Origin of the sequence: Helicobacter sp. MIT 01-3238, assembly GCF_003364135.1 — a bacterium.
Taxonomy (GTDB): domain Bacteria; phylum Campylobacterota; class Campylobacteria; order Campylobacterales; family Helicobacteraceae; genus Helicobacter_B.
In genome coordinates this window covers 145,215-169,981 of sequence record NZ_NXLN01000001.1, presented here as the reverse complement: position 1 = coordinate 169,981, position 24,767 = coordinate 145,215, and the positions used below count along the sequence as shown (strand labels likewise).

Below are 24,767 nucleotides of genomic sequence, written 5' to 3'. Positions count from 1 at the left end.
ATTTTGCGAGTTTGCTAGTCGGGCTATAAGCAATTTAGCAGAGTTTCCACCCTACTTGCTCGCCTGCGCGAAATGGAATAACACACTCTGTGGCAAACTTATCATAATCGCTAGATTTTGTAAAATCATATTCTTTAGCGTGGTTTACTTTTGTGTCGTGCGGACTAGATTTGATATGCACAACATTTGGAATCGCGTTTGTAGATTTTTCTAGCGTGATTATTTTTGGTGGAAGCGAGGAAAAGTGGGATTGTAGCTCATAGATTTTCATTGCATTATCACTTACAAAGGCTTGCAAATTTTGCAAGCAATCGTGTGCTTCAAAAAACTCCGCCAACTGCTCCAAAAGACACGGTGCGCTAAAAATCCCTGCCGCACCTTGTGTGAGTTTGGCATACAGGCTATGCGGAGCAGAGTCTGAGCCAAAGCTGACTTTTGGATTTGCACTCAAAGCATATCGTGCCAAAGCCTCCCTATCTATCACGCGCTTTAGCACGGGCTTGCAAAAATAATGAGGCTGCAAACTCCCACCTATAAGTGCGCTAATATCAAGCGTGATATGGTGTAGCGTAAGAGTGGCATAAATGTTGTCAAACTCTTCTAAAAGTGGCAAAGAGCGGTGGTCGCTAAGGTGTTCGATGATGATTTTTAGTCTGGGATAATGCGAAGCGATATAGGCAAAAATCTCGCCAAACTCATATTCTCTTTGCAAAGCCTCTCCCGCACTCTCCCCGTGTATGCAAAGTATCATACCCAAGTCCTGCGCACAAGCAAAAATATCACGCATTTTTTGACTAAGGATAGATTTTACACCACTTTCACTCCCTGTGGTAGCACCTTTTGGATAAAGTTTTAGAATCCTATATCCGTTCTTAGCACATTTTTCTAGTTCATCTAAACTAAGATTATCAGTAATATACAAAGCCAAAAATGGATAAAAATTTTTGATTGTGGGTTGTGTGTCTTGCTGTGTTTTTTTTGATTGCTTTGGTTGGGTTTTTGAGAGAAAATCTAGCGCGTCCAAAATCCTACTTTTATACGCATTAGCCAAATCTAGCGAATCTATTGGAGGATTTAGATTTGGCATTATCAGTGCACCTGCAAACCTGCTCGCACTAAAGTGTAGCACGGATTTTAGCATAGCTTCATCGCGTAAGTGCAAGTGCATATCAAGCGGGTTTGTAAGTTTTAAGCGCATATTTCTCCTTGTAAAATTTATGGCTAGATTTGTTAGGTTTTTGATTTGCTTGCAAGTCCTTGAAATAAAATCTAGTGCAGCTTATAAGTGATATGAAATCTAATAAGCGTGCGTTTTTTGGGGCGAGGATAGTCTTTGAAAGCAATTCGTATGGTTTTTGTAGAATTATCATCAAGTAGCTTATACTTGGAGCTACGAATAAGCCTAAGCCCCTCTATGTCGCCATTTGGTAGGAGATAAAATTCTACGGCATTTTCGCCCTGCTGTCCTAGATAACCCGCAGCTTGTGGGTATTCTAAGTAGCTTTGGGTTATGCGAGCGATTTGGCGTAGATTGCTCGTTACGAAGTCTTTTTCCTCACTGCCCAAATCCCCCCATTCTCGTCCATATAGCTCGCTAATAGCACGCGAAGTAGTGCGGTCTCTCGCTTTAGAAGGTTGCTGTGCAGGTTGGCTCATTTGGTTTAGAGATTGATAGGTTTTTTTGGATTCTTGCTTTGGCAGTGGCACTCTTTTGCTTTGTCTTTGCTCTCTATACTCTGCTTCTTGCGTATTTGGCGTGGGTGTAGATGGAGGGGTTGGCGGTGCGCTATCTGGACTTGCAAGAGAGGGTGGTGTCATTCCCTCTTTGTTGTCGTTTTTATCTAGGCTATCCCCGCGCTTTAGAAACAAAATATTTTCTAATTCAACTTTGTGGAGTTTTGGCTTTTTTAGCTGCTCGTTTATAAACCAAACTATCGCTATGATACAGCAATGCAAAACAACAGACAAAAGCAGAGAAACCCAAAATCTATCCTCGCTATTGCTATACCCCACACTAAGAGCTTCTGCTTGTCTCATAGTCTATTCTCATCTTTTGCCACTTTTTAGTGCGTCCCAAAAATCTTGGTTGAAAGAATTTTCATTTCCAATGGTAAGCGATTCTAGTGGCGAGGGCTTTGGCGCGGTTGCTTGAGGGGTGGCACTTCTAGGCTTAGCACTTGGCTTTGGTGTAGCTAGGGAGGGGGAGGATAGCGCAGAGGAGGTAGCTACCCTTGAAGCACTTTGGGAAGTGCTTGGAGTGGATTTTAGGCGAGATTGAGTGGATTTTGGCTCGCCTAGTGATTCTAGCACAGAGCCTACGGTAAGTGGTTTTGCAGAGAGGGAAGCTCCACTGCGAGGGATTTTGTCAATCAAAATATTATTTTTTTCGCCCAAAAGCACCATATAAAAATAGTCTTTTGTTTCAAAGATTACGACTTTGTTTTTGCTATCAATCTGGCTTTGGGAAACGACTTTTAGTGAAGCATTTGCGCTGCCACTTCTGCGAATGAGATAGCGCAGTAGCACCAAAAGTGCAATCACAAAGGCAAACACAGCTAGATATAGTGCGTAATCGCTTGCATTAAACTCCGCACCTTGTGCGATAGCAGCCCAATTAAACAAATTATCATCTTGGGCATTTTTGGCATTTTGAGAATTTGCTTGACTTGACTTCGCACTAGGCTGCAAGGCAGAATCAAGCCCTATATCTGTCCTTGTTTGCGTGTTTTGAGCTGTGTAAGCAAATGGATTTGCACCATTTGGAGAATCACTAGAGATTTGAGAAATCTTATTAGAAATTTTTGAAGCCTGCAAATCGCTAAAAACTTCCTCTATGGGAGTGGCTTTTAGCGTGGGAGTGGTAGATAGCAAAGAATCTAGCACTTGAGAATCAGCCGCATAAAAGCTAAGTCTAAGCGTGCTTTTATCTTTGGAAATACTTGGCTTTAGATAATAGCGTTTGCGACCTTTTGCGTTTATGTAGAGATTGTTATTGTGCGGGATAATCTCTAGCTTAGAAATAGGCGAGTTTGCAAAAGATTTGCTCCACTTCTCTTGCAAGCCCACGCCAGAAATCACGCTAAGTCGCTCATCTGCGATAGTAGCACTCCCCACTTCGCCCCTAAAGCTAGAATCTAATAGCAACAAAACATCAAGCCTATCTTGTGCCGAGTCGGGATATGCTTGGATTTGTTTTACGATTGAGAGATTTTGCGAGGTTTTGGAATCAGCAAAGGCAAAGGATAAAAAAAGTGCGTTTAATGCTAGCACAAATAGTGCAAAAAATGAAAAAGCGCAAAGAGTGCTACCAAAAAAGCCAAAAAAAGCTAGTCGCGCTCTTTTGAAACGCCAAAAATCACCAAAAAAGTTATGAAAAATTTCGTTGAAGTTATTTTGCTGAAATAGCATCTTTCCCCTTTTATTTGCTTTTTGTAGGGCTTATTCGTAAGGACTTGTCCTAGCGATATAGTAGATTATCGCATTGGAATCTAGGATTTCATTTAGACGAATCGCTAGACTTCTTTCATAGACCATTACTTCGCCTTTGCCTACTATTCTGCCATTTACAAACACATCTATACTCTCTCCTGCTGGCTTTTGCAAATCAATGATTGAGCCTTTTTCAAACTTTAGTATTTCTGCAAGCGGAATCTTAGTAGAGCCCAAATCAGCAGTAAAAACCACACCCATATCAAGCAACCCCTCATAGTCCTCCATCATCTCCTCTAGATATGTAGCAAGCTCGATTTCTTCTGGAGTGTGGGTGCGCTTTCTATCAAGGATAGATTTTTGCTCTTTTGCCATTTTTGTCCTTAGCTGTTTTGTTTAGCTCGTTTTAAGTTATTGTATTTGCGTGATTTTGCGGAATTGCAGATTTGCTAGTCTTTGTTTCGCACAAAGATACTGCAATGCCCGCCACCTTTTAGGCGAAAGTGCAAGCCGTGATTGTAGTTTTTTATCACGCGCACGCCGAGATATTGTGGTGTGGATATAGTGAAATTTTGGTTTTTATTTTGTGCTAAAACTTTTGCGTGCCCTACTACGAGGTTTGCAAGCTCTTTTGCCATATCTTCTAGTGCTTCTAAGCTAGGATTCTCCTCGCCCAAAAAATTCTCACACATAAAGTGCAAAAACTTCTTATTAAACACAAGATAGACTTCTAGCTCTCGCTGCCTGCTAAAAGTATCTATCGAGGCTAGATACCCTCTTTTCACGGGGATTATGGATTCTTGTGGGGAGACTCCGATAGAGTTGTTGATGACTTCAAAAAAGCTCTCTTTGATGATTTCCATTGTGTCCTGTCCTTTTGTGTCATAAGTAGCTTAATTTAGCACTAGATTGCTTCCCTTAAGCGCAAAATATGCTTGTCATTATATCATTATTAGGCTACTTGCAACGCCTTTTTGCAAAATTTCGCACAAAATTTGGACAAAATCTATGCAAAATCCAATGCAAAAACAACATAACAAAAATCCACACGAAAATCAAACATAAAACCTAAAGAAAATCTCCACACAAACACACTAAACTACACACCAAATCCATAAATAAAACCTAGCAATATTTGTGCCTTTTTGGGATTTAGCCACATATAGCGTGCAAAATTCTACGGCATAACGCTCATCAAAAGACTCATCAAAATTCATCGCCCCCTATGCAGGCTTAAAATTGCTTTTGCTTAGGCAAAATTCTTGCAAAAAGCACTGCTGACATAGTGGCTTTACTGCTTTGCAAATGTATCTCCCAAATAGCACAAATGCTTGGTGTAGCGTGGCTAGATTGTCTCTAAAGGCGTTTGTCAAGTCCGCTTCGGTATCTAGCGGGCTTTTTGCATTGCTTAGTCCTAGTCTATGAGCTACACGGAAGCAGTGCGTATCTACCGCCATTACATTTGCTTCTTGGCTTTCTATCAGCACGACATTTGCGGTTTTTTGTCCCACACCTGCGAGAGATTTTAGCTCCTCTTGTGTGGTTGGGATTTCCCCGCCAAATCTATCCATTACTTGCGTTGCCATTTTGATTAGATTTGTAGCTTTGTTGTTAAAAAACGAAACAGATTTTATAACTTCTTTTAGTTCATCAATGTTTGCTTGAGAGAGTGCGGCAGGTGTGGGATAGCTAGCAAAAAGTGCAGGTGTAACGATATTTACTCGCTTATCAGTGCATTGGGCAGAGAGCATCACACATACCAAAAGCTGATATGTGTTTGCATAGACTAGCTCGGTTTTTGCGTTTGGGTAGTGGGATAAGAAGCGGGTCTTGATAGTGTCAATATCGCTAGGCTTTATGGTAGTTTTTGATTTGTTGGATTGTGGCTTTTTGGATTGCGGTGTTTTGGATTGTGTGGAGGATTTTGGGTTTGCTAGTTTTTTGTTTGATAAAGCACACATTCTTGCCCTTTTTAGATTTTGCAAATCTTTTAGATTGCTCTTAAAAGATTTTGCAAAATCATATCACAAAAATCTATCTAGCTAAAAATTTCTAGCGATGAATGGGCTCGACAAAAATCAGCTTTGCTTCCTCCCCGCGCAGTGCGACAAGCGTTTGGTTTACTTGTATGGATAGTGTGGCTTTATTTGGTGCGGCACATAGTATCGTGCAGAGCGCACCACGCACGACACCAAAAGAAGCAAGCCTCTCTTTGATAGCTTGGTTTGTGAAATGGATAGAAGTGATTTTGTAGCAGTGATTTGGCTTGCACTCATCAAGTGTGATTGCATTTAGCGTGGTTGTCTCTAGTGTATCTAGCGCATTTGCTGTGTTTGAAGTCATTTTGCCCTCTTTGCTTTTTAGGTTTTTATAAATTTTATAGCTTGGGAGTGTAGCATTTATTTTCAAATAAAATCAAAAAAAAACAAACTTTTATCATAATTTTTATCATTATGTGTTTATACAAAAATGCTAATATCACTCATAAATATTTTCAAATTATGAAAATACACACAAAAAATAGACAAAAGTCCAAAGAAAAATCTTAAAGTTTAAGGAAATGAAAATGTCTGCTTATGGTTTTAAAAATAGTTTTAAAACTTCCTTGCCAAAAGTGCTTACTCTATGTGCTCTCGTGGCTTTTAGCCATTTTTGCTTAGGTGCTAATCCACTAAATTCTATCTCGCAAAATTCCACTCTGCAAAATGACGCCACACAAGATTCCACCACCACAGATTCTACCCCCATAGATTCCACCTTGATAGAGTCTGCAGAATCACAAGATTTTGCAGACTCTATCATTTCACGCGTGCAGTCCACGCAACAAGATTCACAAGCCTTGCAGTCCTCACAACCCCCCATAATCGCACAAATCCTAAATCGCACACAATTCTATGGACACATTGGCACATTTGGCAAATCCTCTTTTGGCAAGCACAGAGATTCTTACCTCACACTACACTTCGCTGCAAATCTCTCTTATGATTTCTATGCCAAAAATGACCATTTGCTAAACGCCACCATAGGCATTTGGGGGGCTACCTCACTTCTAGGTGGCGCACTGCGGCACAACGCACACGAATATCTTGGCAACCATATCGGCGATGAAGTCGGCAATGATTGGAATAGCAACAACGCATTTTTGCGCTACTCATATAGGGGCTTTAGCGTGCAAGCAGGGAGGTTTGATGCGCTGGTGGATTGGGTAGGGGAGCATATGCAAGGAGCGCATATCGCTTATGATTTCAAATACGGCGAAATCTATGGCGCGTGGGTAAATGAATACGCCCACTCAAGTCGCGAAGAAACAAGCAATTTTGTGGAATTCAAAGAGCTGTATTATGGAGGAAATGAATTTGTGCTAGGCGTAAAACTTGGGCGCGGAGAATACCGCTTAGGCGATATATATGCCTACTATCTTACGGATTTTTTCTATATGCTTGGGGCTAAGATTTCCCAAGATATTGCGCTTGGTAGCTCGCCATTTAGTCTAAATATTTTAGCGCACGGCAACTATCTCTCCTCACAGCGAAAAGGCTGGGCAATCGGCTCTATCAACGAATCTAGGAAACTAGGCGATACTTATCTCATCACCTTGCAGCCAAGCATAAGCTATGAGAAATCTAAAGTAGCATACAAGCTAGGCATAGGCTATGCTCGCACGGGGGCAAATGACTTCCTCCAAGCGCATATGGGAGGAAATCTATACATATTTGAAGCAGAAGATGAAACGCCATTTATGTATAATGTCATCGCGCCCGGTGGCTACCATAACGGCACTCAACAAACAAATATGTTTCAAGGAAATACTGATTCTTGGTGGGGGTTTGGTGCGCTAAAGATAAATCCTGTGGTTTTTAGCCTCACAGCACGACATTCCAAAGGCACAGAAAAAAGAAGTCTAGGAGGCGAGCAGCTCCAAATCGCACTTGGATTTGGGTGGAATATCTACAAAGGCTTGCACTTGGGCTTAATAGGTGTGTATATGGAGCAAAAAATGCGCGATGAGCCAAGCGCACCCACAAACACAAGCTATGGAAAGGCGTTTTTGGAATATCGATTTTTCACACCCTAAAGATTTTGTATAAATTAAAGTTTTGCAATGTTTTTTGCAAGATTTTTAGTGAATTTTGTGTTGATTTTTATGTTTTTAGATTTTGACTAGATTTTGCCTAAAATCCAAAATCCACTCTCTCACTTATCTCTTCATACAGCACCTCCGCGCTATGCACGAAATCATCTGCCCTATCTGCAAAAAAGGGCAAATGCACGATAGGCACAAGCGCGTAATCACTGATAAATCTATCAATCAAAGCACTCTCATTTGTCAAATCATCTTGCTTATAGTCTTTGCCACTCATCACAAGGCATAGCACTTTTATATTAGCTTGCTTTAGTGCTTGCAAGCTAAGCAAAATGTGATTTATACACCCTAGATAATATCGCCCCACAAGCACAGTTGTAGCGGGATTTTCTCGCATAAAGTCAATCATACAGCATCGCTCATCAAATGGTGTGTATAGCCCACCTGCTAGCTCAATAAGGCAGTTGTCATCTTGTGGCAAAGGGATTTTGTCATAGTAAATATTTTCGCGGATTTTGGCAATGTGTGGGGAAGTGGGGGTGGCTAGACTTATGCCTTCCTTATGAATCTTTGCTTTATGAATCTTTGTTTGATTGATTTTTGCTTGGCAAATCTTTGCTTGAGAATTGTTTGCCATTTTTGTGTCGCTATTGTTTTTTTGATTTTTATGATTTGTGGTGCTTGCGCTATGGTGTTTGCATTCTTTGTCTTGCGCTAGCTTTAGCAGCTCTCTTACGCGCTGTGTATCTGTGGGTGTGCCTGCTTGGATAAGTTTGAAATAGCTATAACCAAACGCCTTACAAAATGCCGCACTAAAGTGAGTTTTGCCCGCGTCTGTGTGGATTCCTGCGACATAGATTTGTGCCATTTATACCCCTTACTTTATAGGATTTTGTAGCTTTTCCCAACTCATTTTTGCCAAATCTCAAAAACACAAGAATCCAAAGCTACTCAAAAAGCTATTTATGGATAAATATGTGCGATTTCTTGGGCAAACTCCACACAGCTCTCAATGCTTTGCTTTGGAGCGACATATCGTGTGATTTCCTTTGCTAGCACACCAAAAGTCGTCATTCCAATAGCGATAGCCACATAGCTCCCATCCCAGCCAAAATTTTGCACAAACGAGTAGTAATTGCTCGGTGCGGTAAATATCACAATAGAGCGAGGAGCGGGCTTTAGCTCTTGTGGGAGGATTTTGGTTTTGTTTTCATAGGCGATGACTTGCTTTAGGGAAACTTTTGCTTCGCTTAGCCTCTCATCAAGCCTTGATACGATTTTTTTGGCGCGGATATAAAGCGCGTTTTTGCCTTTTAGCTTTTCTACTAGCTCATTTGCAAACCCCTCTCCGTGCGAATCAGGCGAGATATACTCAAGGGTGAAGTTGTATTTTTGCAAGCTTTGTGCACTGCCTGCCCCGATGACAAAGCTAGGGATTTGATAAAACTCACTCATTTGTGGGCGAGAATCTATCTCTTTGGCAAGGGCTTTTATGGCGTGCTTGGAAGTGAAAATGAGGGCTTGAATATCTCGTTTTGGGTTTGCAGGAGATATATGCGCTTCGATAAGTGCGCTATGGAGCGGAAAATGCACTATTTCATTTACCACCAAAGTCTTTATATCTCTAAATGGTTTAGAATTTACTAGCACGATTTCACGCATTTATAGCCTTTTTTGTGCTTTTGGGGTCAAATCTAAATATAGCAAGAATGCAAAAGTGTGCCAAAAGCGCACTATTGCCAATCCTTAATAAAACATAAATAAAACATATAAATCTCTATAAACTCTACGCGACTATCTATAAAATCCCTACAAATATGAAGTGATGATTTTCTCTAGCGTGCCGTCATTTTTGATTTCATCTAGGGCTTTTTGTATGGATTCTTTTAGTTTAGTCTTTGATTTGTTGATAGCTATGCCGTATTGCTCTTGTGTGAGTCTAAAAGGCAAAAGAGTGGCGTTAGGATTCCACCAAGCCCTAGAAAGCACGGTAGCTACCATTTCATCAATTATCATAATGTCCACTTGAGAGTGTTGCAGTGCTTTCATAGCAACAGAAGCATTAGAATATGCTTTTACTTCTGCGTTTTGAAACCCACTAAAATCCAGCTCCTTATCCCCTGCAGCAAAAAAATGCCCTGTCGTGCCTACGGCTACGGCGATTTTTATGTCTTTTATGGAAGCGATTTTTTCTAGTAGCTCATCTTTGCTAGCAATATTTATGAAGCGAGAATCTCCCTTTTTGACTATGGCTACTTGACTTGCTTCATAATATGGTGTGGTAAAATCCACCATTTTTTCGCGTGTGGGGTTTATGGTTATCGCACTTATGGCAATGTCTGCTGTGCCACTGCTTGTAGCCACGATGATAGAATCAAACCTCATCTTTTTTATCTCTAGTTGTTTATTTAGTCGCTTGGCTATCTCTCTTGCTATATCAATGTCAATCCCTCTAACCTCTTCGCCCTCCATAAACTCAAACGGACGAAACTCCGCAGCAGTCGCCATAGTAATCGTGCTACTATCTTTGCAGCCTTGCAAGCAAAGCAAAGAAATCATCGCAGCACCAAACAAAAGTGGTAAAGATATTTTTGGTATTTTTATAGAGTGAAATCTCAAAGTAGGATTGTTTAAGCAAAATCTTGTGAAGCAAAATAAACGAAATCTTGTGAAGTGTTGAAATCTCATTAAATCTCCCTTGCGTAGTGATTTTTGGCAGCAATTTTGATGAGGCGATTTTAGTGTGGAAACTTTGCTTTGTTTGCAACGATTTCATAAAAGCATAAAATTTTGCCTGCATAAAATTGCTTGCGCAAAAACTTTAGGCAACGCAAAAAATGCGATTATAGCAAACTAAAAAAAACAAATAAATTTTAATGGCTTGTGATATATAGAGCTATCTCATCAGCTAAAAAAAAGTCTTTAGTATGCAGTATGTTTCCTCTCAAAGTGCATTTTCTCTCTCTCAAAAGGATTGCCACTCTAGCAGGATTTATGAGATGATTTAAGGCATTTGTGATATTTCGCTCCAAATCACTCAAAGACTTGGCACAATCTTTTGTGATAAAGTCTTTATCACAAATTTTGCTAGATTTTGTGGTAGATTTTGGCACTTCTATACCACAAGTGCTAAAATGAGAGCTCAAATCACGCAAAATTTGCTCCCCTAGTGCAACCCCAACCTCACTTCTAAGTCCCAAAAACACCCTCTCAAATGCCAAATCCTCCACACTCAAATCCTCGCACTCTTTTTGCAAAGGATAAGCTATATACCTACCTAGCTCTTTTGCCCCACTATATCGGCACTGCCCCACCCTGCCTACTGCTGAAACCCCGCAAGCTAGGTATTCTTCTCCACGCCAATAGCTAAGATTGTGCAGGCTTTTTGAGTGAGAATCTTTACAAAAGCTAGATACTTCATATTGGCTAAATCCGCTTTTTTCTAGCTCTTCGCACACGATTTTACTCATATCGCTAGAAGCTATTTCTGCGCTAGAGAAATCCAAATCCCTAGAATCATCAAAGTTATGCACTTCGCCACGCATTTTAGATTCTAGTTTGGCATATTTATTGGCATTTTTTGCCCCTTGCTCATACATTAGACAATACGCCGAAATATGCGAGATGGGCAAACTCACAGCTTTTGCCACCTCACGCTTTAGCACCGCGCTAGAATCTAGCGGCGTGCCATAGATTAAGTCAATGCTTGCATACTTAAATCCACTTGCTAGCTCTAGGGCTTTGGCTATGTCTTTTTGCGTGTGGCTTCGCCCCAAGAAGCGAAGTTTATCACTCTCAAAACTTTGCACCCCCATACTTATGCGATTTACCCCAAAAGAGCGCAGTGCTTCGCACCAATTTTTACTTAAGCAATTTGGATTTGCCTCAATTGTGATTTGTGCGTCTTTTGTGATTGTGGCATTATCAAAAATCGCACCAAAGATTCTCTCATAATCGCGCTCATCTAGCGTATTTGGCGTGCCTCCACCGATATAGATAGAATCAAGCGTGAGTTTTGGGGTGTTTTTAGTGTTTGTTAGATTTTTGAGTTTTTCAGCATTTTTATCATTACTAGCATTTTTGGCAAAATCCCCACTCACACGATATGTCTGCAAAGAGTGAGAAATATCACAAATAAGCGCGTCTATATATCGCTTTTTTTGACTAGCAAAATCTTGCCCCGCCACCACTGAGCTAAACGCACAATACCCGCATTTACTCTCACAAAAAGGAATATGAATGTATAAAACCATAATTTGCCCTCTTTTAGTTGCTGTTTTTCGCGCTTAAGTCCATTCTCTTAAAGCCCTCTATCACGATTTTGCAAGCATTTTACTAAAGCACTTACACAAGAAAATCCAAGCGTAGCACAAAAAGACAAAAAGCCACGCGCAAAACTTCGCAAAATATTTGCAAAATCCACCCAAAAACCAAAAAATTGCTAAAATCTTGCCAAATATCTTGCCAAATATGGTCAAAATAATACTTTGGGCTTGTATAATATCGACTTTTATTTTACTTATAGATTCTATGACAAAGGCATAAGCATTGCTTTGGTATTCTAATATTTCTACGATTTTTCTAGCTTATAGATTGGCTCACAAAAATGCTTGCAAAAAAGCAACCCACAAAAAAGTGGCTTGCAAAACGCACGCTTGCACCATTGCTAGCGAAACTATGCGCTTGGCATTATCTAGACTTGCTTTGTATGCTGCGCTTGCAAGCGCACTTTTTCTACCCATATATGCAAAAGACACTATCACTTCTATCAAATACGAGGGATTGCAGTCCCTATCCACTCACCTAGCCAACGAAATCGCAGACATAAAAGTAGGCGAAGAGCTAGATGAGGAAAAAATCGATTCCGCGGTAACGGATTTTTATGACCAAGGGTATTTTAGCGACATTGTAGCGGAGTTTGATTCTGGTGTGCTGACATTTCACTTCGTAGAAAAGCCACGCGTAGCAGGTATAGAAATCAAAGGCTACGGAAGCGATAACGAAAAGCAAACCCTCCAAAACCAAATGGGAATCAAAAAAGGCGAGACTTTCGATGAGCAAAAGATAGAACGCGCAAAGACTATCCTAAAAACCGTGCTTGAGTATCAAGGCTACTATGGCTCTCTAGTCAAAGAGGAGCTTACCAAAGTCAATGAGGGTGCTTACAATATCGTGTTTAATGTCAATCGTGGGGAAAATATCCTAATCAAAAAAGCACACTACGAGGGTAGCCAAAAGCTAAAAAGAAGTAAGATAGAATCCCTTAGTGCTAATAAACAGCGCGACTTTATGGGCTGGATGTGGGGGCTAAATGACGGCAAGCTACACCTCCAAGAGCTAGAATACGACTCGATGAGAATCCAAGATGTCTATATGCGCAATGGATTTTTGGACGCCAAAGTATCCTCGCCGTTTTTAAGTGCAAATTTCAACAACCTAAGAGCCGAGCTACACTACAACATAAGCGAGGGCAAGCAATACACCGTAAGCGATATAGTCATAAACATTGACAAAGAGGACATAGTCCCTAAAGAAAAGCTACACAAAGCCCTGCAAGTCAAAAAAGGACAAGTCTTTAATATCGAGGATTTACGCTCCGATGCGCAGGTGCTAAAACGACTTGTAGCAGACAAAGGCTATGCCTACGCACAAGTGCGCCCCGACCTAGACAAAGAGGAGGGTAGCCAAAAAGCAGATGAGGCAAAAATCTCAAGCAAAGGCACAAAAAAGCACCACAAGCTAACTTCTAAAGAGGAGAAAGAGGAGAAAGAGGAGGCGGAAGCCTTACGCAAAATCCAAGAGGAAGCACAGCAAAAAGGCACGGTCAAAGTGCTATATCATATCGAAGTGGGCGAGAAAGTCCACATAAGCGATGTGCTTATTTCAGGCAATAACCGCACAAATGATAGAATCATACGGCGTGAGATTTTGCTAGCTCCCGGTGATGAATACAGCCTATCCAAAATCGCAGAATCCCAAAACGCCTTGCAAAGACTTGGGTTTTTTGAAAATGTCAAAATCGATGAAAGACGCGTAAGCGCGGATTCTATGGATTTGCTAATCACTGTTACAGAGGGCAGGACGGGACAACTACAATTTGGGCTAGGATATGGTAGCTATGGAGGGCTAATGATAAATGGCTCAATAAGTGAGAGAAATCTATTTGGCACGGGGCAGACAGGCTCTATCTATGCAAATATCGCCACAGGTGGCACACCCTATAACATAAGCTACTATGGCACTCCGCGCAAAATCACAGGGAGACAATTCTCTGGGAATCTATCCCTAAGCAATCCTCGTATTTTTGATTCTCGCTACTCCACTTCTGCAAGCGTATATGGCAACTACTATGTAAACTATGTCTATATCGAGCAGAGCTTCGGGCTTAGCTTTAGCGTGGGGCGTATGCTCTCTCCCACACTTCGCGCTTCACTTGGCTATGATATAAATTGGGTAAATACTTTTGATTTTTTAAGTAGCAATTATGAAGCGTTTTATAATAATTGGGGTGGCAAAAGCTATGTAAATGCTTGGCCTATGACTTCATCTATCAGCCCAAGTATCAGCTTTGATAACACCGATGACTACTACTTCCCAAAAAATGGGATAATCGCTTCAGCTTATGCGCAGTTCAACGGACTTGGTGGCGATGTGCGCAATGTCAAGCTATATGGAAAAGCTGCCTTTTACTATCATCTAAAAAAGCACCTAAAAATCGACCTAATCGCTCGCTATAAGGTGCAAGGTGGCTATATTTTCCGCTTCAGTAGAAATGACTTTTTGCCACTAAATAATACCTTTTATATGGGTGGGGTTACCACCATTCGTGGATTTCGCTCAGGCACTGTTTCACCTATCGGTGTGGCAAATGACGGCACGCCACTGTCTTGGATAGGTGGTGATGGTATGTTTACAAACTCCGTAGAGCTAAGCTATGGACTACTAGAAGCAGCAAAAATGCGCGTAGCACTCTATGGAGACTATGGATTTTTGACTTACAAAAGTTTGGGTAGTGGATATGCAGATTTTGCAGGATATGGTATAGCAGGAGTAGGGCGATATGGTATGGAGTGGAGGGCAAGTATCGGTGCGGCTATCGAGTGGATAAGCCCTATGGGACCTATCGTGCTGATTTTCCCATTTAAGCTGTTTAACCAAAAAGAGGGGGATTATACCTCGCAGTTTGAATTCTCAATGGGAACGAGATTTTGATGGGAAAGACTTTTGGGATTGTTTGCTATCCCACTTGCACTTTTTGTGGGATTTTTTGCACTTTGCAATGTTTTGTTTGTGCTTTGTGCTGTTTTGTCATAAGACTACTTAAACACTGTTTGCAAAGCAAAATCTTAAGCCCCCTCCCTTGCGGAGGGGGTTTGGGGGTGGGTATCCTTACCCTACCCTAAGGCAATCCATTGCAATGCCAAAACCCATTGTCATACTGAGCGTTAGCGAAGTATCTCAAAAAAGAGCTTTACAAACATTGCAAGATTTAGAGATATTTCGCTAACGCTCAATATGACAAATTAAGCCCAATAAAACAAGTTAAAAACAAGCAAAAGACAAAGACAAGTAAAAAGCCAAACATAGCAAAATCTATACAACACAATACCCAAAGGCGAATCTAAAAACAAGAAAAAACTCAAGGACAAAAGCAATGAAACGCTACACCGACAAAGAAATCAAACAACTAATGAAAGAAGCCACGCTACGCGAGCTAGGGCAAGAAGCAAGCAAAGTCAAAGCCGAGATTCACCCAAGCAAAACCACGACTTTTATTGTGGATAGAAATATCAACTATACAAATATCTGCTGGGTGGATTGCAAATTTTGCGCGTTTAAGCGCAAGCTAGGGCAAGAGGGCGAGTATATCCTTAGCTTTGAAGAGATTGACAAAAAAATCGAGGAGCTAATCGCTATCGGTGGCACACAGATTTTGTTTCAAGGTGGGGTGCACCCAAAGCTAAAGATTGACTACTACGAAAACCTAGTATCACATATCGCACAAAAATTCCCTACTATCACCATACACGGATTTTCTGCCATAGAGATAAACTATATCTCAAAAGTCTCTCATCTAAGTATCCCTGAAGTCCTAGAAAGGCTAAAAAAAGCTGGGCTTAGCTCTATCCCGGGAGCTGGAGCTGAAATCCTAAGCGATAGAGTGCGCGACATCATTGCCCCTCGCAAGCTAGACTCTAGCGAGTGGATAGAAGTGCATCGCCAAGCCCACAAGCTAGATATAAAATCCACTGCGACTATGATGTTTGGCAGTGTGGATAATGATGATGACATTATCGAGCATTGGCGTAGGGTGCGGGATTTGCAAGATGAAAGCGGTGGATTTCGCGCGTTTATTTTGTGGAGCTTCCAGCCTGATAATACGCCATTGCAAAGCGAACTCCCCCACCTCCAAAAAGCAAGCTCAAATCGCTATTTGCGCTTGCTAGCGTGCTCGCGACTATACCTTGATAATGTCAAAAATATCCAAAGTAGCTGGGTTACGCAGGGTAGTCATATCGGGCAGCTTGCACTGCTATTTGGCGCAAATGACTTGGGAAGCACGATGATGGAGGAAAATGTCGTGGCTGCAGCTGGGGCTAGAAACTCAATGAATCAAGAAGAGATGATAGCACTTATCAAAGATGTGGGGGAAAATCCTGCTAAGAGGGATACGGCGTATAATATATTAGAGAGGTTTTAGATGAGAAGTTGTAGTTTTGAGGGTAATTTGGTTTTGGGTTGTAGAGGTAATTCGTCTTTGGGTAGTCATTTGGATAGTTGCAATTTGTCTTTGGGTGATTCATTTGAGAAATCTCACTGCCCAGCTTCGCTTGATGAACGCAAAATGTTCTATCTACGCTCGCAGGGCAATGAGATTTCCCAAAGCAATACCGCAAATACTTCGATTGTGAGGGAAAATCGTGGGCGAAGTTTCAATATTTGTGGCGAAACCCAAAGTATGCCAAATGATTTTGTAGATTCTACAAATCCTACAATTTGTCATCTTAAGCAAAGCGAAGTATCTCAAGAAAGCAAGTGTGGCAAAATCTTGCTAAAATCCAAAAATAAGAGATATTTAGCTAACACTCAATATGACAAAAAAGACAAATACGACAAAGAATGCGAAAATATAAAAAATTACAACAAAAGCAAAAAAGATTCTTGGATAAGCCTTTTTGCAAAAATCGTAGAATCAAAACATAGATTTTGCTCGCAAAGCCTATCAATCATAACAAACACACTAAAACCCATCATCATAGGAGCTATCATAATGACAACCCAAGTAAACGCACAAAACACAAAATCCACCACCACACTTACACACACACAGATAAAAGGCGTCCAAATCCCCGTGATTTATGAGTATTCCGCGCTTATCCCTGCGGGGAATATCCAGCTAGTGTTTCAAGGTGGTGGCTCTGTAAACTCTGACAAAATCGCACTAACCGCGCTAAAAGATGAAATCCTCTCACTTGGCAGTAGCAAAAAAGGCAATGTAGGCTTTGCAAACGCGCTTGAAGAGAAAGCTATCTCACTTAGTGCTAGCAGTGGCTCTCAAACGCTAAACTTCTACCTATCATTCCTAAAGGAATACCAAAAAGACGCCATAGACTTGCTAGGCGAGCTAATCCACCACCCAAACCTAAAAGAAATCAACAAAGCAAAAACCGCGCTAAACGCAAGAATCCTAAGCAACAAAAGTGATTTTGACTACCTCGCTAGTGAGCTGCTAAACAAGCAGCTTTTTGCAGGCACGCCACTAGCCAATCCATCTCTAGGCACACAAAAAGATGTAGAAGCCATAAGCAAAAAAGACATAAAAGCAAGCCTAGATTCTACCCTAAACCTTAGTAATGCCATCATCGTAGTAGGAGGGGACATAGAGCTAGAATCCACACTAAAAATGCTAGAATCTATTTTGCAGGATTTTCCAAATGGAGAGCCTTATACCAAAAAACACTTTGAAGTAAGCGCAAAGCCTAGCTTTGTGAGTGAAAACGCACCTACACAGCAGGCATATATCTACTTTGGCTCGCCACTAAAAATGCAAAATCTAAAAGAGGAGCGATACCTTGCAAGAGTGGCGGGGTTTATTTTGGGTGCGAGTGGGTTTGGCTCTAGGCTTATGGAGGAAGTGCGTGTAAAGCGCGGGCTAGCTTACGGTGCGTATTTCCGCTATGCTACAAGCTCGCTCATCTCTTATGGCATAGGACAGCTCCAAACCAAGCTAGAATCCCAAGATGAAGCCATAAAAGTCGTGCGCGAAGTGATAAGCGATTTTGTCAAAAACGGCGCGACACAAAAAGAGCTAGATGATGCAAAGAAGTTTTTGCTAGGAAGTGAGCCACTAGGCAATGAGACACTATCTCAGCGACTAGGGCGAAGTTTTAATGAATATTTTTTGGGACTTGAGATAGGGTTTTATAAGCAAGAGCTAGAGCGGATAAAAAACCTTGAGTTAAAAACGCTAAATGCCTACATAAAATCCCACCCTGAAATAGCCGAGCTGACTTTTGGAGTGATTACACAAGAAGCTAGCAAAGAGACCAGCTCGCAAGTGGAATCCAAGCAAAAATCCCATAGCAATGCGAAAAAAGCAAAAGATACCGCCACAAAATCTAGTAAAAAGCAAAAGGGGTAAATAAAGATTTTGCTTAAGCGAAATTTTTGGCTTCAAACAATTTCAAAATTACCACAACTTGCAAAATCACAAGGAGATAAAATGAGTGCAAACAATGACTTTGAAACGATTATCGGGCTGGAAGTCCATGTCCAGCTAAATACCAAAACTAAGATTTTTTGCTCTTGTGCCACGAGTTTTGGCGAAGAGCCAAATAAAAATGTCTGCCCCACTTGCCTTGCACTGCCCGGGGCGTTGCCCACTCTCAATAGAGAGGCGGTAAAAAAGGCAATCCAATTTGGCACGGCAATCGATGCGCAAATCAACCAAAACTCCATTTTTGCACGAAAAAACTACTTTTACCCCGACTTGCCAAAGGCGTATCAAATCTCACAATATGAGATTCCAATCGTGGGGCGTGGGAAAATCGAAATCGAGGTGGATTCTGAATCACAAAACCCGCGCCAAAAAGTTATCGGCGTTACTCGCGCCCACTTAGAGGAAGACGCGGGAAAAAATATCCACGAAAGTAATTTTTCTAAAGTCGATTTAAACCGCGCTTGCACACCTTTGCTTGAGATAGTGAGCGAACCAGATATGCGCTCTAGCGATGAGGCGGTGGCGTATCTTAAAAAACTCCACTCTATCGTGCGCTTTTTAGGCATTAGTGATGCTAATATGCAGGAGGGGAGTTTCCGCTGTGATGCCAATGTCAGCATACGCCCAAAGGACGACACCAAGCTATACACGCGCGTGGAAATCAAAAATCTTAATTCTTTCAAATTTATCCAAAAAGCAATCGAATACGAGGTGCAGCGACAGCGCGAGGCGTGGGAGGACGACAAGTATGAAAGCGAAGTCGTGCAAGAAACGCGCCTTTTTGACACACAAAAGGGCGTTACGCGCTCTATGCGTGGCAAGGAGGAGGCTGCGGATTATCGGTATTTCCCTGACCCTGACTTATTGCCCGTGTTTATCGATGAAAATCTAATGCGTGAGGGGCGCAATATCGCTGAAATGCCCGATGAGAAACGCGCTAGGTATGTGAGTGATTTTGGGCTAAAGCCAAAAGATGCGGCAATGCTGACAAATGAGCTAGAACTTGCACTTTATTTTGAATCAATGGTAGCAAGTGGCGCAAGTGGCAAAGGTGCATTTGTGTGGCTTGGTAACGAGCTTTTGGGGCGACTAAAGGGCGAAAATACTTTGCAAACTTGTGGCGTAGATAGCGCAACTTTAGCCACGCTTGTCAAACGCGTGGAATCAAGTGCGATAAGTGGCAAAAGTGGAAAACAGATTTTAGATGTTTTGGTGGAAAAGCGCGGTATCGATGAGAGTGGAGCAAAATTAGAAGTCGATTTGCTAATCGATTCGCTAGGATTAGTGCAAGTCAATGATGATAGCGCGATTATAAGCGCAATCGAATCTGTGCTAAGCGCAAATGCCGATAAAGTCGCGGAATATAAAAGTGGTAAAGACAAACTCTTTGGCTTTTTTGTAGGGCAGGTGATGAAAAACGCAAAAGGCGCAAATCCCGCGAGAGTGAATGAACTGCTAAAAGAAAAATTAGGGTAAATTTAAGGAGTGCTAATGACTTATGATGAATTTCAAAAAGGATTAAAAGCTAGGATTTTTTAGCAAAATTTACATTATAAAATTTTGCTAAAAATAAGCACAAATAAGATTTTTTGCGAATTGATATGCTAGATTCACAAAGATTTTACAAACCCCTCGAATTTTTCCCTAAATTCATCACGCTTATTATCGCTAAAAAACGGCATTCCTTGTAGCTTGATACTAATGCCTTTATGCTCAATAGGCTTTTTACTAAAGAGCGTTGCTAGAAATTCCTCTTTCCATTTATCATCATCTTGCCATTTTTCGCCCTTTGGCTCGATGATACATTGCATTATTATGCGATTATCGCGCACTCTTTTGCCCAAAAAGTAAAAATCAGGCTCAAATCTATCCGCATAATTTTTGTTTTCCTCCCCATTTGCCAAAAATTCCCTATCATCATAAATCGCCAATTCACTAAATCGCTCATTGCGCACGATAAGCCATTGCGCAAAATGCTTATTTATTAGCTCTTTTTTGGATTCGACAAAATCCAAAAAATCCTTCTCTAGCGCAGTCCCTACAAATTTATCAAAATAAAACCACTCATACCCGCTAAATTCCTCGCTATTCTCATCGCGCGTTATTTCTTTATCCCCGATAGTCTCTAAAGCCTTTGCCCTCCAGCTACCCACTTTGTATGAGTCCAAATATTTATTAAGATTTTCGCCAAATTTTTCTAGCACAAAAAGCGCGATTTTTAGCCTTGTATGCAATTCATTGAGTGTTTGTCTAGGGTGGAGTTTGATAGTGAGATTTAGGCACTTAGCGATAAAGTCGCGCCTTGATTGCACATCAAAGTTTTTTGAAAGCGTGGCAAAATTATAAGTCTTATGCAAAATATTCATCGCTTTTAAAATAATGCTTTGTGGAAAATCCCTAAATTTCATCTCGCTATGCGATGGGGTTGATTCTTCCTTGCGCTCATCTTTTATGAGATTTTCTTGCTCCACACCTTTGGCATTAAATAGCGGAATCTCCATATAATCACTTTTACTAATGATTCTACGCACAATTTCATCGGCAAACAAACTATTTTGGCTTGAGACTTTATACCGTGTATTTGTAGCGAAATATGCTTCTTTGTAAAATTCACTTTGCATTATTTTCTTTCTCACACGCAAAATGATATTTTTACTTTTTTTAGCTTTTAGTCCCATATTTACTAGCTCACTATTTAGCCGACTTATAAATTCATTTTCACTTGCCGCGTGATAGGTGAGAATCTCTAATGCCTTAAGTGGTGTCCTTTGTGTGTCAAATTTGCGCCTAAATTCATCGCAATCTTGCATTGCAAATGGATAGTATCTCGCCCCGCGCCCGATAAGCTGTGCTTCTTTGGTAGTGTCTTTTATCGCGCCTTTATTTAGTCGCACTATATCAAAGAGATTTAGCACATCCCAGCCCTCATTGAGCTTATCCACCGCGAAAATAGCGCGAATCTCATTATCTCTTGATTCTAGACTATTAAGCAGTATTTGCCTTTGTTCTTCGGCAGTTTTATCATTTACATTGATGATATATGGTGCGCTAAAAAGCTCTTTTATCATCGTGCAAATTGCTTCATTTGTGAGATTGCGCGACTTAAAAAACTCCCTCGCTTCAAAAAATAGCACACTTTCATCATCATCGCTTTTAGAGAGATTTGCATAAGTGTCTATAAATTCCCCCACTTCATTGGCATTGAGATTTGTTATAAATTCCCTAAATAGCCTTTCATTTTCTTTAGATTGCGCTTCAAATCTGCTTTTATACAAAATCACAGGCTTTAAGAAAAATCCTTGCTGTTGTGCTAAAAGCATTCGGTAAATATTTAAAATCACACTTCCTAAAAATCGCTCCTCAATCTCTAAGCCATTGTATTTTAGCAAGTAGATTTTTTTGCTAAATCCCTCATTATGAAATTGCTTGAGTGCGTATTCATACACGATTTTATCGCTATATTTTTCTAGCACGGATTCAAACTTTGGGATAGTCGCGCTAAATTCCAAAAGCAGATTTTCCTCATTTGCCTTAAATGCCTTTTTGGTTACGCCCTCCCAATTTTGCTTATCCTCCTCTTCGCTTTTATTTAGCTTTTGCTTTGTTTCGGCATTAAGATGATGCGCTTCATCGGCTAAAAAGACGATTTTTTTGTCGCACAAATCCTGCAAAGTAAGCGAGTTTTCGCGCTCTCCTCCCTCTTTTAGGCGATTAAAAAGTGTGCTTATGGTGCTAAAATAGATATTTATCGTGCCATTTTCGCTATTTTGGATAAGGCTATTTACCATTTTGATTTTGATTTGCTCGCCATTTATGATTATCTCACGACTAAAGAGATATTTTTCGCTTCTCTCATCACAAAAGTTGCTTTTAGTCTTTTCTACGATATTGTTATAAGGCGCGAAAAACACAAAATTTCTATACCCACTCTTGTAGCATTCTAGCATTAAAGCCGCCATTATAAGCGTTTTGCCACTGCCTGTCGCCATATTAAACATTAGATGATTTGTGCTAGGCTTTTGCCGTTGCAAGAGATAGTATTTAAGTGCCTTTACTTGATAGTCGCGCAAAGTTTTTGAGAGATTTTGAGTGATATATTCAGGGATTTCTATGTCGTTATATTCTAGCGCGTTGGCTAATTTGGTGCTTAGATTTTGCTTATCCATTTTCCCCACCTTTATAAAACGCCCTATTTAGCTCTTGCACTTCTTTATCCACGCAAAAGTTTGAATCTTGTATATCGCTATACGCCACATAGTCCATATTTGAGTCCAAAATCGCATAAAGAATTTGCTTTTTATCCGCCAAAGGCAGTGCTTCAAAGTCCCTATCTTTAAGCATTTCTTTTATATCCACGCGGTAATCGATAAACGCCTTTGTTTGTAGCTCATTATAGATTTGTGCCAACTCGCCCTCACTACTTGATTTAGTGATTTTATCTTTATACAACGCATTAAGTGGCATTAGCTCACAATAGATAAATGCGTTTTTGGGCAATTCCCCCTCCCTTGCGGAGGGGGCTAGGGGGTGGGTAGAATCCGCATCTTTTTTACTTGCCTCATCTTTGCTTTGTGATGATAACCAACCCCCTTTATCCCCCTCCGCAAGGGAGGGGGAGAGTGGATTCCACCCTACTGCTTTGCTTATGCCGCCTTGTTCGCCGTTTATGACTTTGATTAGTCGTTCTTTGGTTATGCCCTCCACATAGTCCATTTGCTCTATGCCTATCCAGCGGCGATTCATCTTGTGCGCTACGGCGCAAGTCGTCCCACTGCCTGCGAAAAAGTCCATTACCAAATCTCCCTCTTTGGTGGATATTTCGATGATTCGCTTTAAAAGTGCTTCGGGTTTTGGCGTAGAAAATAAATCAGCATTAGAATCTGCAAAAAGTGCTTTCATTTCTTTTGTAGCTTGTGTTGTATTACCACTTTCAAGCCAAATTGTTCTAGTTTTTATGATTTTTAATTTATCTTGCAATTCATCAAAATATAAAACTTCGTAAGGCGTTAATCTACCTTTTGATTCTTGCCAATAAATATGTTCATTATCTAAATTTTCAGGCTTTTTACGCCAACGCCCCTCTGTCCCATTTGGCGCAATGGGATAAAAATCATTTCCATTTGGGTCTTTAATAGGGTAGTAAAGACTCGGAGCATCTTCCCTTAATGCGCCAATTCCCCATTTTTCCAATTTTAAAATTTTTGCTTTTTTACCATTGATAATTTTATTAAATTCATTTTCATCTTGATTTTCCTTGCTGTCTATAATCTGCCAATTTGTTCGCTTATAACATAAAATATATTCGTGTTCTCTAGCAAAATTTACAGAATCTTGCCCACCACCTGTCTTTTTTCGCCACACTATACAACCGACAAAATTCTCTCTCCCAAAAATCTCATCGCACAGCACCTTTAAGTAGGCTTGTTCGTTATCATCGCATTGGATAAATATCACGCCATCTTCGCGCAAAAACTCTCTGGCGATTTCAAGGCGATTTTTCATAAACACAAGCCACGCGGAGTGGTTGAATCTATCGTTATAATTAAAGCTATCATTGCCTGTGTTGTAGGGCGGGTCTATGTAGATGAGCTTGACTTGCCCATAAATGTCTCTGCGAGATTTAAGCGTGTGGAGAGCGAGTAGATTATTGCCTTTAATGAGTAAATTTGGCGTGCTAGGCTTGTCTTTTTGCGATAAATCGTGGAGTTTGCCACTCGCTTCGTCAATAGACGCTTTAGTCTTATTTCCTTGCTCGTGGCTACACAACCCCGATTTCTCATCAAAAATACTTCGCCTATTTTGTAAGGCAGATTTGATTGATTCAAAATCATTCGCTTCTTGTCCCTTGCTAATTAGCTTGAAATTTTGCAATGCTTTTGGTTTAAACAATATATCAATCTCATCACTCGCCAAAATCTCATTGAAAAAGATTTCATCGCTTTTATCGCTATCCTTGCTCTGCGCACCTTTCAAAACACAATCTTTATAGGGGAAGTTAAGCGCGACTTTTGCTTGCCCCTTTAGCAAGGCGTTTTTGAGTAAATCGCTATGCAAGCTAAGCCCAATTTTGTTTGCAAACTTTGTGTAGCTAGAATCGAGAATGCGTAGTTTAAGAAAGTCCAAAAACCGCTCTTTTTGGAAAACAAGCGCGGAGTCAATGTGGGTGAAAAACTCCGCTTTTAGCGCGGGATTTTGAAGCAAAAAGCCAAGTAGTTTGGTGTCGTTATTTGTGGCAAGCGTTGTGAGGTTTTGCCTACTTTGAAAGTGGCTTAGGAGGAGTTCTAGTAGTTCTTGGTTAGTGTTTTCTTTTAGTGTGTGTGTGTGTGTGTGTGTCGCCGTCTTTGAGAATGGCTTGCGTTTTTGGCATTTTATGACTCCTTAAATTGTATTTTTGTGCGTTTATTTTGCCTCTATTTTACTTCGCAATTTTTTGCAATGCTATCAAGTTTTGTAAAAAAAAAACAATATTTTTATGCGTTTTTGCGCTTCACATTTTGCATTAAGCCAAAAGCAAACGCTATGCCTTGCTTTTAG

At 40.7% G+C, this 24,767-nt stretch carries 19 protein-coding genes; 5 read left to right on the top strand and 14 right to left on the bottom strand.

The features are described from left to right. Nucleotides 1-34: 34 nt before the first annotated feature. The 8 genes from pyrC to CQA40_RS00675 form a co-directional block, all read right to left on the bottom strand. Nucleotides 35-1,198: a dihydroorotase gene (pyrC, locus tag CQA40_RS00705; protein WP_115519081.1), complete on the bottom strand. Its 1,164-nt coding sequence runs from the start codon at nt 1,196-1,198 to the stop codon at nt 35-37. Nucleotides 1,199-1,269: 71 nt separating this feature from the next. Beyond that, a complete protein-coding gene (locus tag CQA40_RS00700) occupies nt 1,270-2,037 on the bottom strand; it encodes an energy transducer TonB (RefSeq protein ID WP_115519080.1) in 768 nt (255 codons plus the stop codon). A gap of 9 nt (nt 2,038-2,046) precedes the next feature. Continuing rightward, the gene (locus CQA40_RS00695; protein ID WP_115519079.1) at nt 2,047-3,408 is read right to left on the bottom strand and encodes a flagellar biosynthetic protein FliO; all 1,362 of its coding nucleotides are present in this window, start codon (nt 3,406-3,408) and stop codon (nt 2,047-2,049) included. 30 nt (nt 3,409-3,438) lie between these two features. Next, the gene (gene fliN, locus CQA40_RS00690) at nt 3,439-3,804 is read right to left on the bottom strand and encodes a flagellar motor switch protein FliN (RefSeq protein ID WP_023927606.1); all 366 of its coding nucleotides are present in this window, start codon (nt 3,802-3,804) and stop codon (nt 3,439-3,441) included. Nucleotides 3,805-3,878: 74 nt separating this feature from the next. Further along, nucleotides 3,879-4,292: a chemotaxis protein CheX gene (locus CQA40_RS00685; RefSeq protein ID WP_115519078.1), complete on the bottom strand. Its 414-nt coding sequence runs from the start codon at nt 4,290-4,292 to the stop codon at nt 3,879-3,881. 231 nt (nt 4,293-4,523) lie between these two features. Then, complete coding sequence (locus tag CQA40_RS11480; protein WP_258864403.1) at nt 4,524-4,646, bottom strand: hypothetical protein; 123 nt, start codon at nt 4,644-4,646, stop codon at nt 4,524-4,526. Nucleotides 4,647-4,652: 6 nt separating this feature from the next. Next, on the bottom strand, nt 4,653-5,390 hold the full coding sequence (gene nth, locus CQA40_RS00680) for an endonuclease III (RefSeq protein WP_115519077.1): 738 nt from the start codon (nt 5,388-5,390) through the stop codon (nt 4,653-4,655). 91 nt (nt 5,391-5,481) lie between these two features. After that, nucleotides 5,482-5,772, bottom strand: a complete 291-nt coding sequence (locus tag CQA40_RS00675) for a FeoA family protein (RefSeq protein ID WP_023927603.1) — start codon at nt 5,770-5,772, stop codon at nt 5,482-5,484. A 223-nt stretch (nt 5,773-5,995) separates the two neighbouring features. Here CQA40_RS00675 and CQA40_RS00670 point away from each other — a divergent pair, with 223 nt between their 5' ends. Continuing rightward, nucleotides 5,996-7,504, top strand: coding sequence for a hypothetical protein (locus CQA40_RS00670; protein WP_115519075.1), 1,509 nt, complete (start codon nt 5,996-5,998; stop codon nt 7,502-7,504). Nucleotides 7,505-7,601: 97 nt separating this feature from the next. On the opposite strand, the gene bioD is transcribed toward CQA40_RS00670, so the two are convergent. From bioD to hemW, 4 genes are all read right to left on the bottom strand, one after another. Continuing rightward, nucleotides 7,602-8,381, bottom strand: coding sequence for an ATP-dependent dethiobiotin synthetase BioD (bioD, locus tag CQA40_RS00665; RefSeq protein WP_115519074.1), 780 nt, complete (start codon nt 8,379-8,381; stop codon nt 7,602-7,604). Nucleotides 8,382-8,476: 95 nt separating this feature from the next. Continuing rightward, nucleotides 8,477-9,175 carry a uroporphyrinogen-III synthase gene (locus CQA40_RS00660; protein ID WP_023927600.1) on the bottom strand — a complete coding sequence of 233 codons (699 nt, stop codon included), beginning with the start codon at nt 9,173-9,175 and terminating at the stop codon, nt 8,477-8,479. Between the two features lie 147 nt (nt 9,176-9,322). Beyond that, complete coding sequence (locus CQA40_RS00655; RefSeq protein ID WP_258864402.1) at nt 9,323-10,201, bottom strand: transporter substrate-binding domain-containing protein; 879 nt, start codon at nt 10,199-10,201, stop codon at nt 9,323-9,325. A 185-nt stretch (nt 10,202-10,386) separates the two neighbouring features. Beyond that, on the bottom strand, nt 10,387-11,766 hold the full coding sequence (gene hemW / locus CQA40_RS00645; protein WP_115519071.1) for a radical SAM family heme chaperone HemW: 1,380 nt from the start codon (nt 11,764-11,766) through the stop codon (nt 10,387-10,389). Nucleotides 11,767-12,148: 382 nt separating this feature from the next. On the opposite strand from hemW, the gene bamA reads away from it, so the two are divergent. From bamA to gatB, 4 genes are all read left to right on the top strand, one after another. Next, nucleotides 12,149-14,725, top strand: coding sequence for an outer membrane protein assembly factor BamA (gene bamA, locus CQA40_RS00640; RefSeq protein ID WP_258864401.1), 2,577 nt, complete (start codon nt 12,149-12,151; stop codon nt 14,723-14,725). 442 nt (nt 14,726-15,167) lie between these two features. Next, nucleotides 15,168-16,214, top strand: coding sequence for a dehypoxanthine futalosine cyclase (locus tag CQA40_RS00635; protein WP_115519070.1), 1,047 nt, complete (start codon nt 15,168-15,170; stop codon nt 16,212-16,214). Further along, a complete protein-coding gene (locus CQA40_RS00630; protein WP_115519069.1) occupies nt 16,215-18,155 on the top strand; it encodes a pitrilysin family protein in 1,941 nt (646 codons plus the stop codon). It abuts the gene before it with no gap. Nucleotides 18,156-18,236: 81 nt separating this feature from the next. Further along, nucleotides 18,237-19,709, top strand: coding sequence for an Asp-tRNA(Asn)/Glu-tRNA(Gln) amidotransferase subunit GatB (gene gatB, locus CQA40_RS00625; RefSeq protein WP_115519068.1), 1,473 nt, complete (start codon nt 18,237-18,239; stop codon nt 19,707-19,709). A gap of 134 nt (nt 19,710-19,843) precedes the next feature. Here gatB and CQA40_RS00620 read toward each other — a convergent pair whose 3' ends face one another. Continuing rightward, on the bottom strand, nt 19,844-22,399 hold the full coding sequence (locus CQA40_RS00620; RefSeq protein WP_115519067.1) for a DEAD/DEAH box helicase family protein: 2,556 nt from the start codon (nt 22,397-22,399) through the stop codon (nt 19,844-19,846). Beyond that, nucleotides 22,392-24,605 carry a site-specific DNA-methyltransferase gene (locus tag CQA40_RS00615; RefSeq protein ID WP_258864407.1) on the bottom strand — a complete coding sequence of 738 codons (2,214 nt, stop codon included), beginning with the start codon at nt 24,603-24,605 and terminating at the stop codon, nt 22,392-22,394. The genes CQA40_RS00620 and CQA40_RS00615 overlap by 8 nt, the downstream gene beginning before the upstream one ends. Nucleotides 24,606-24,767: the final 162 nt, after the last annotated feature.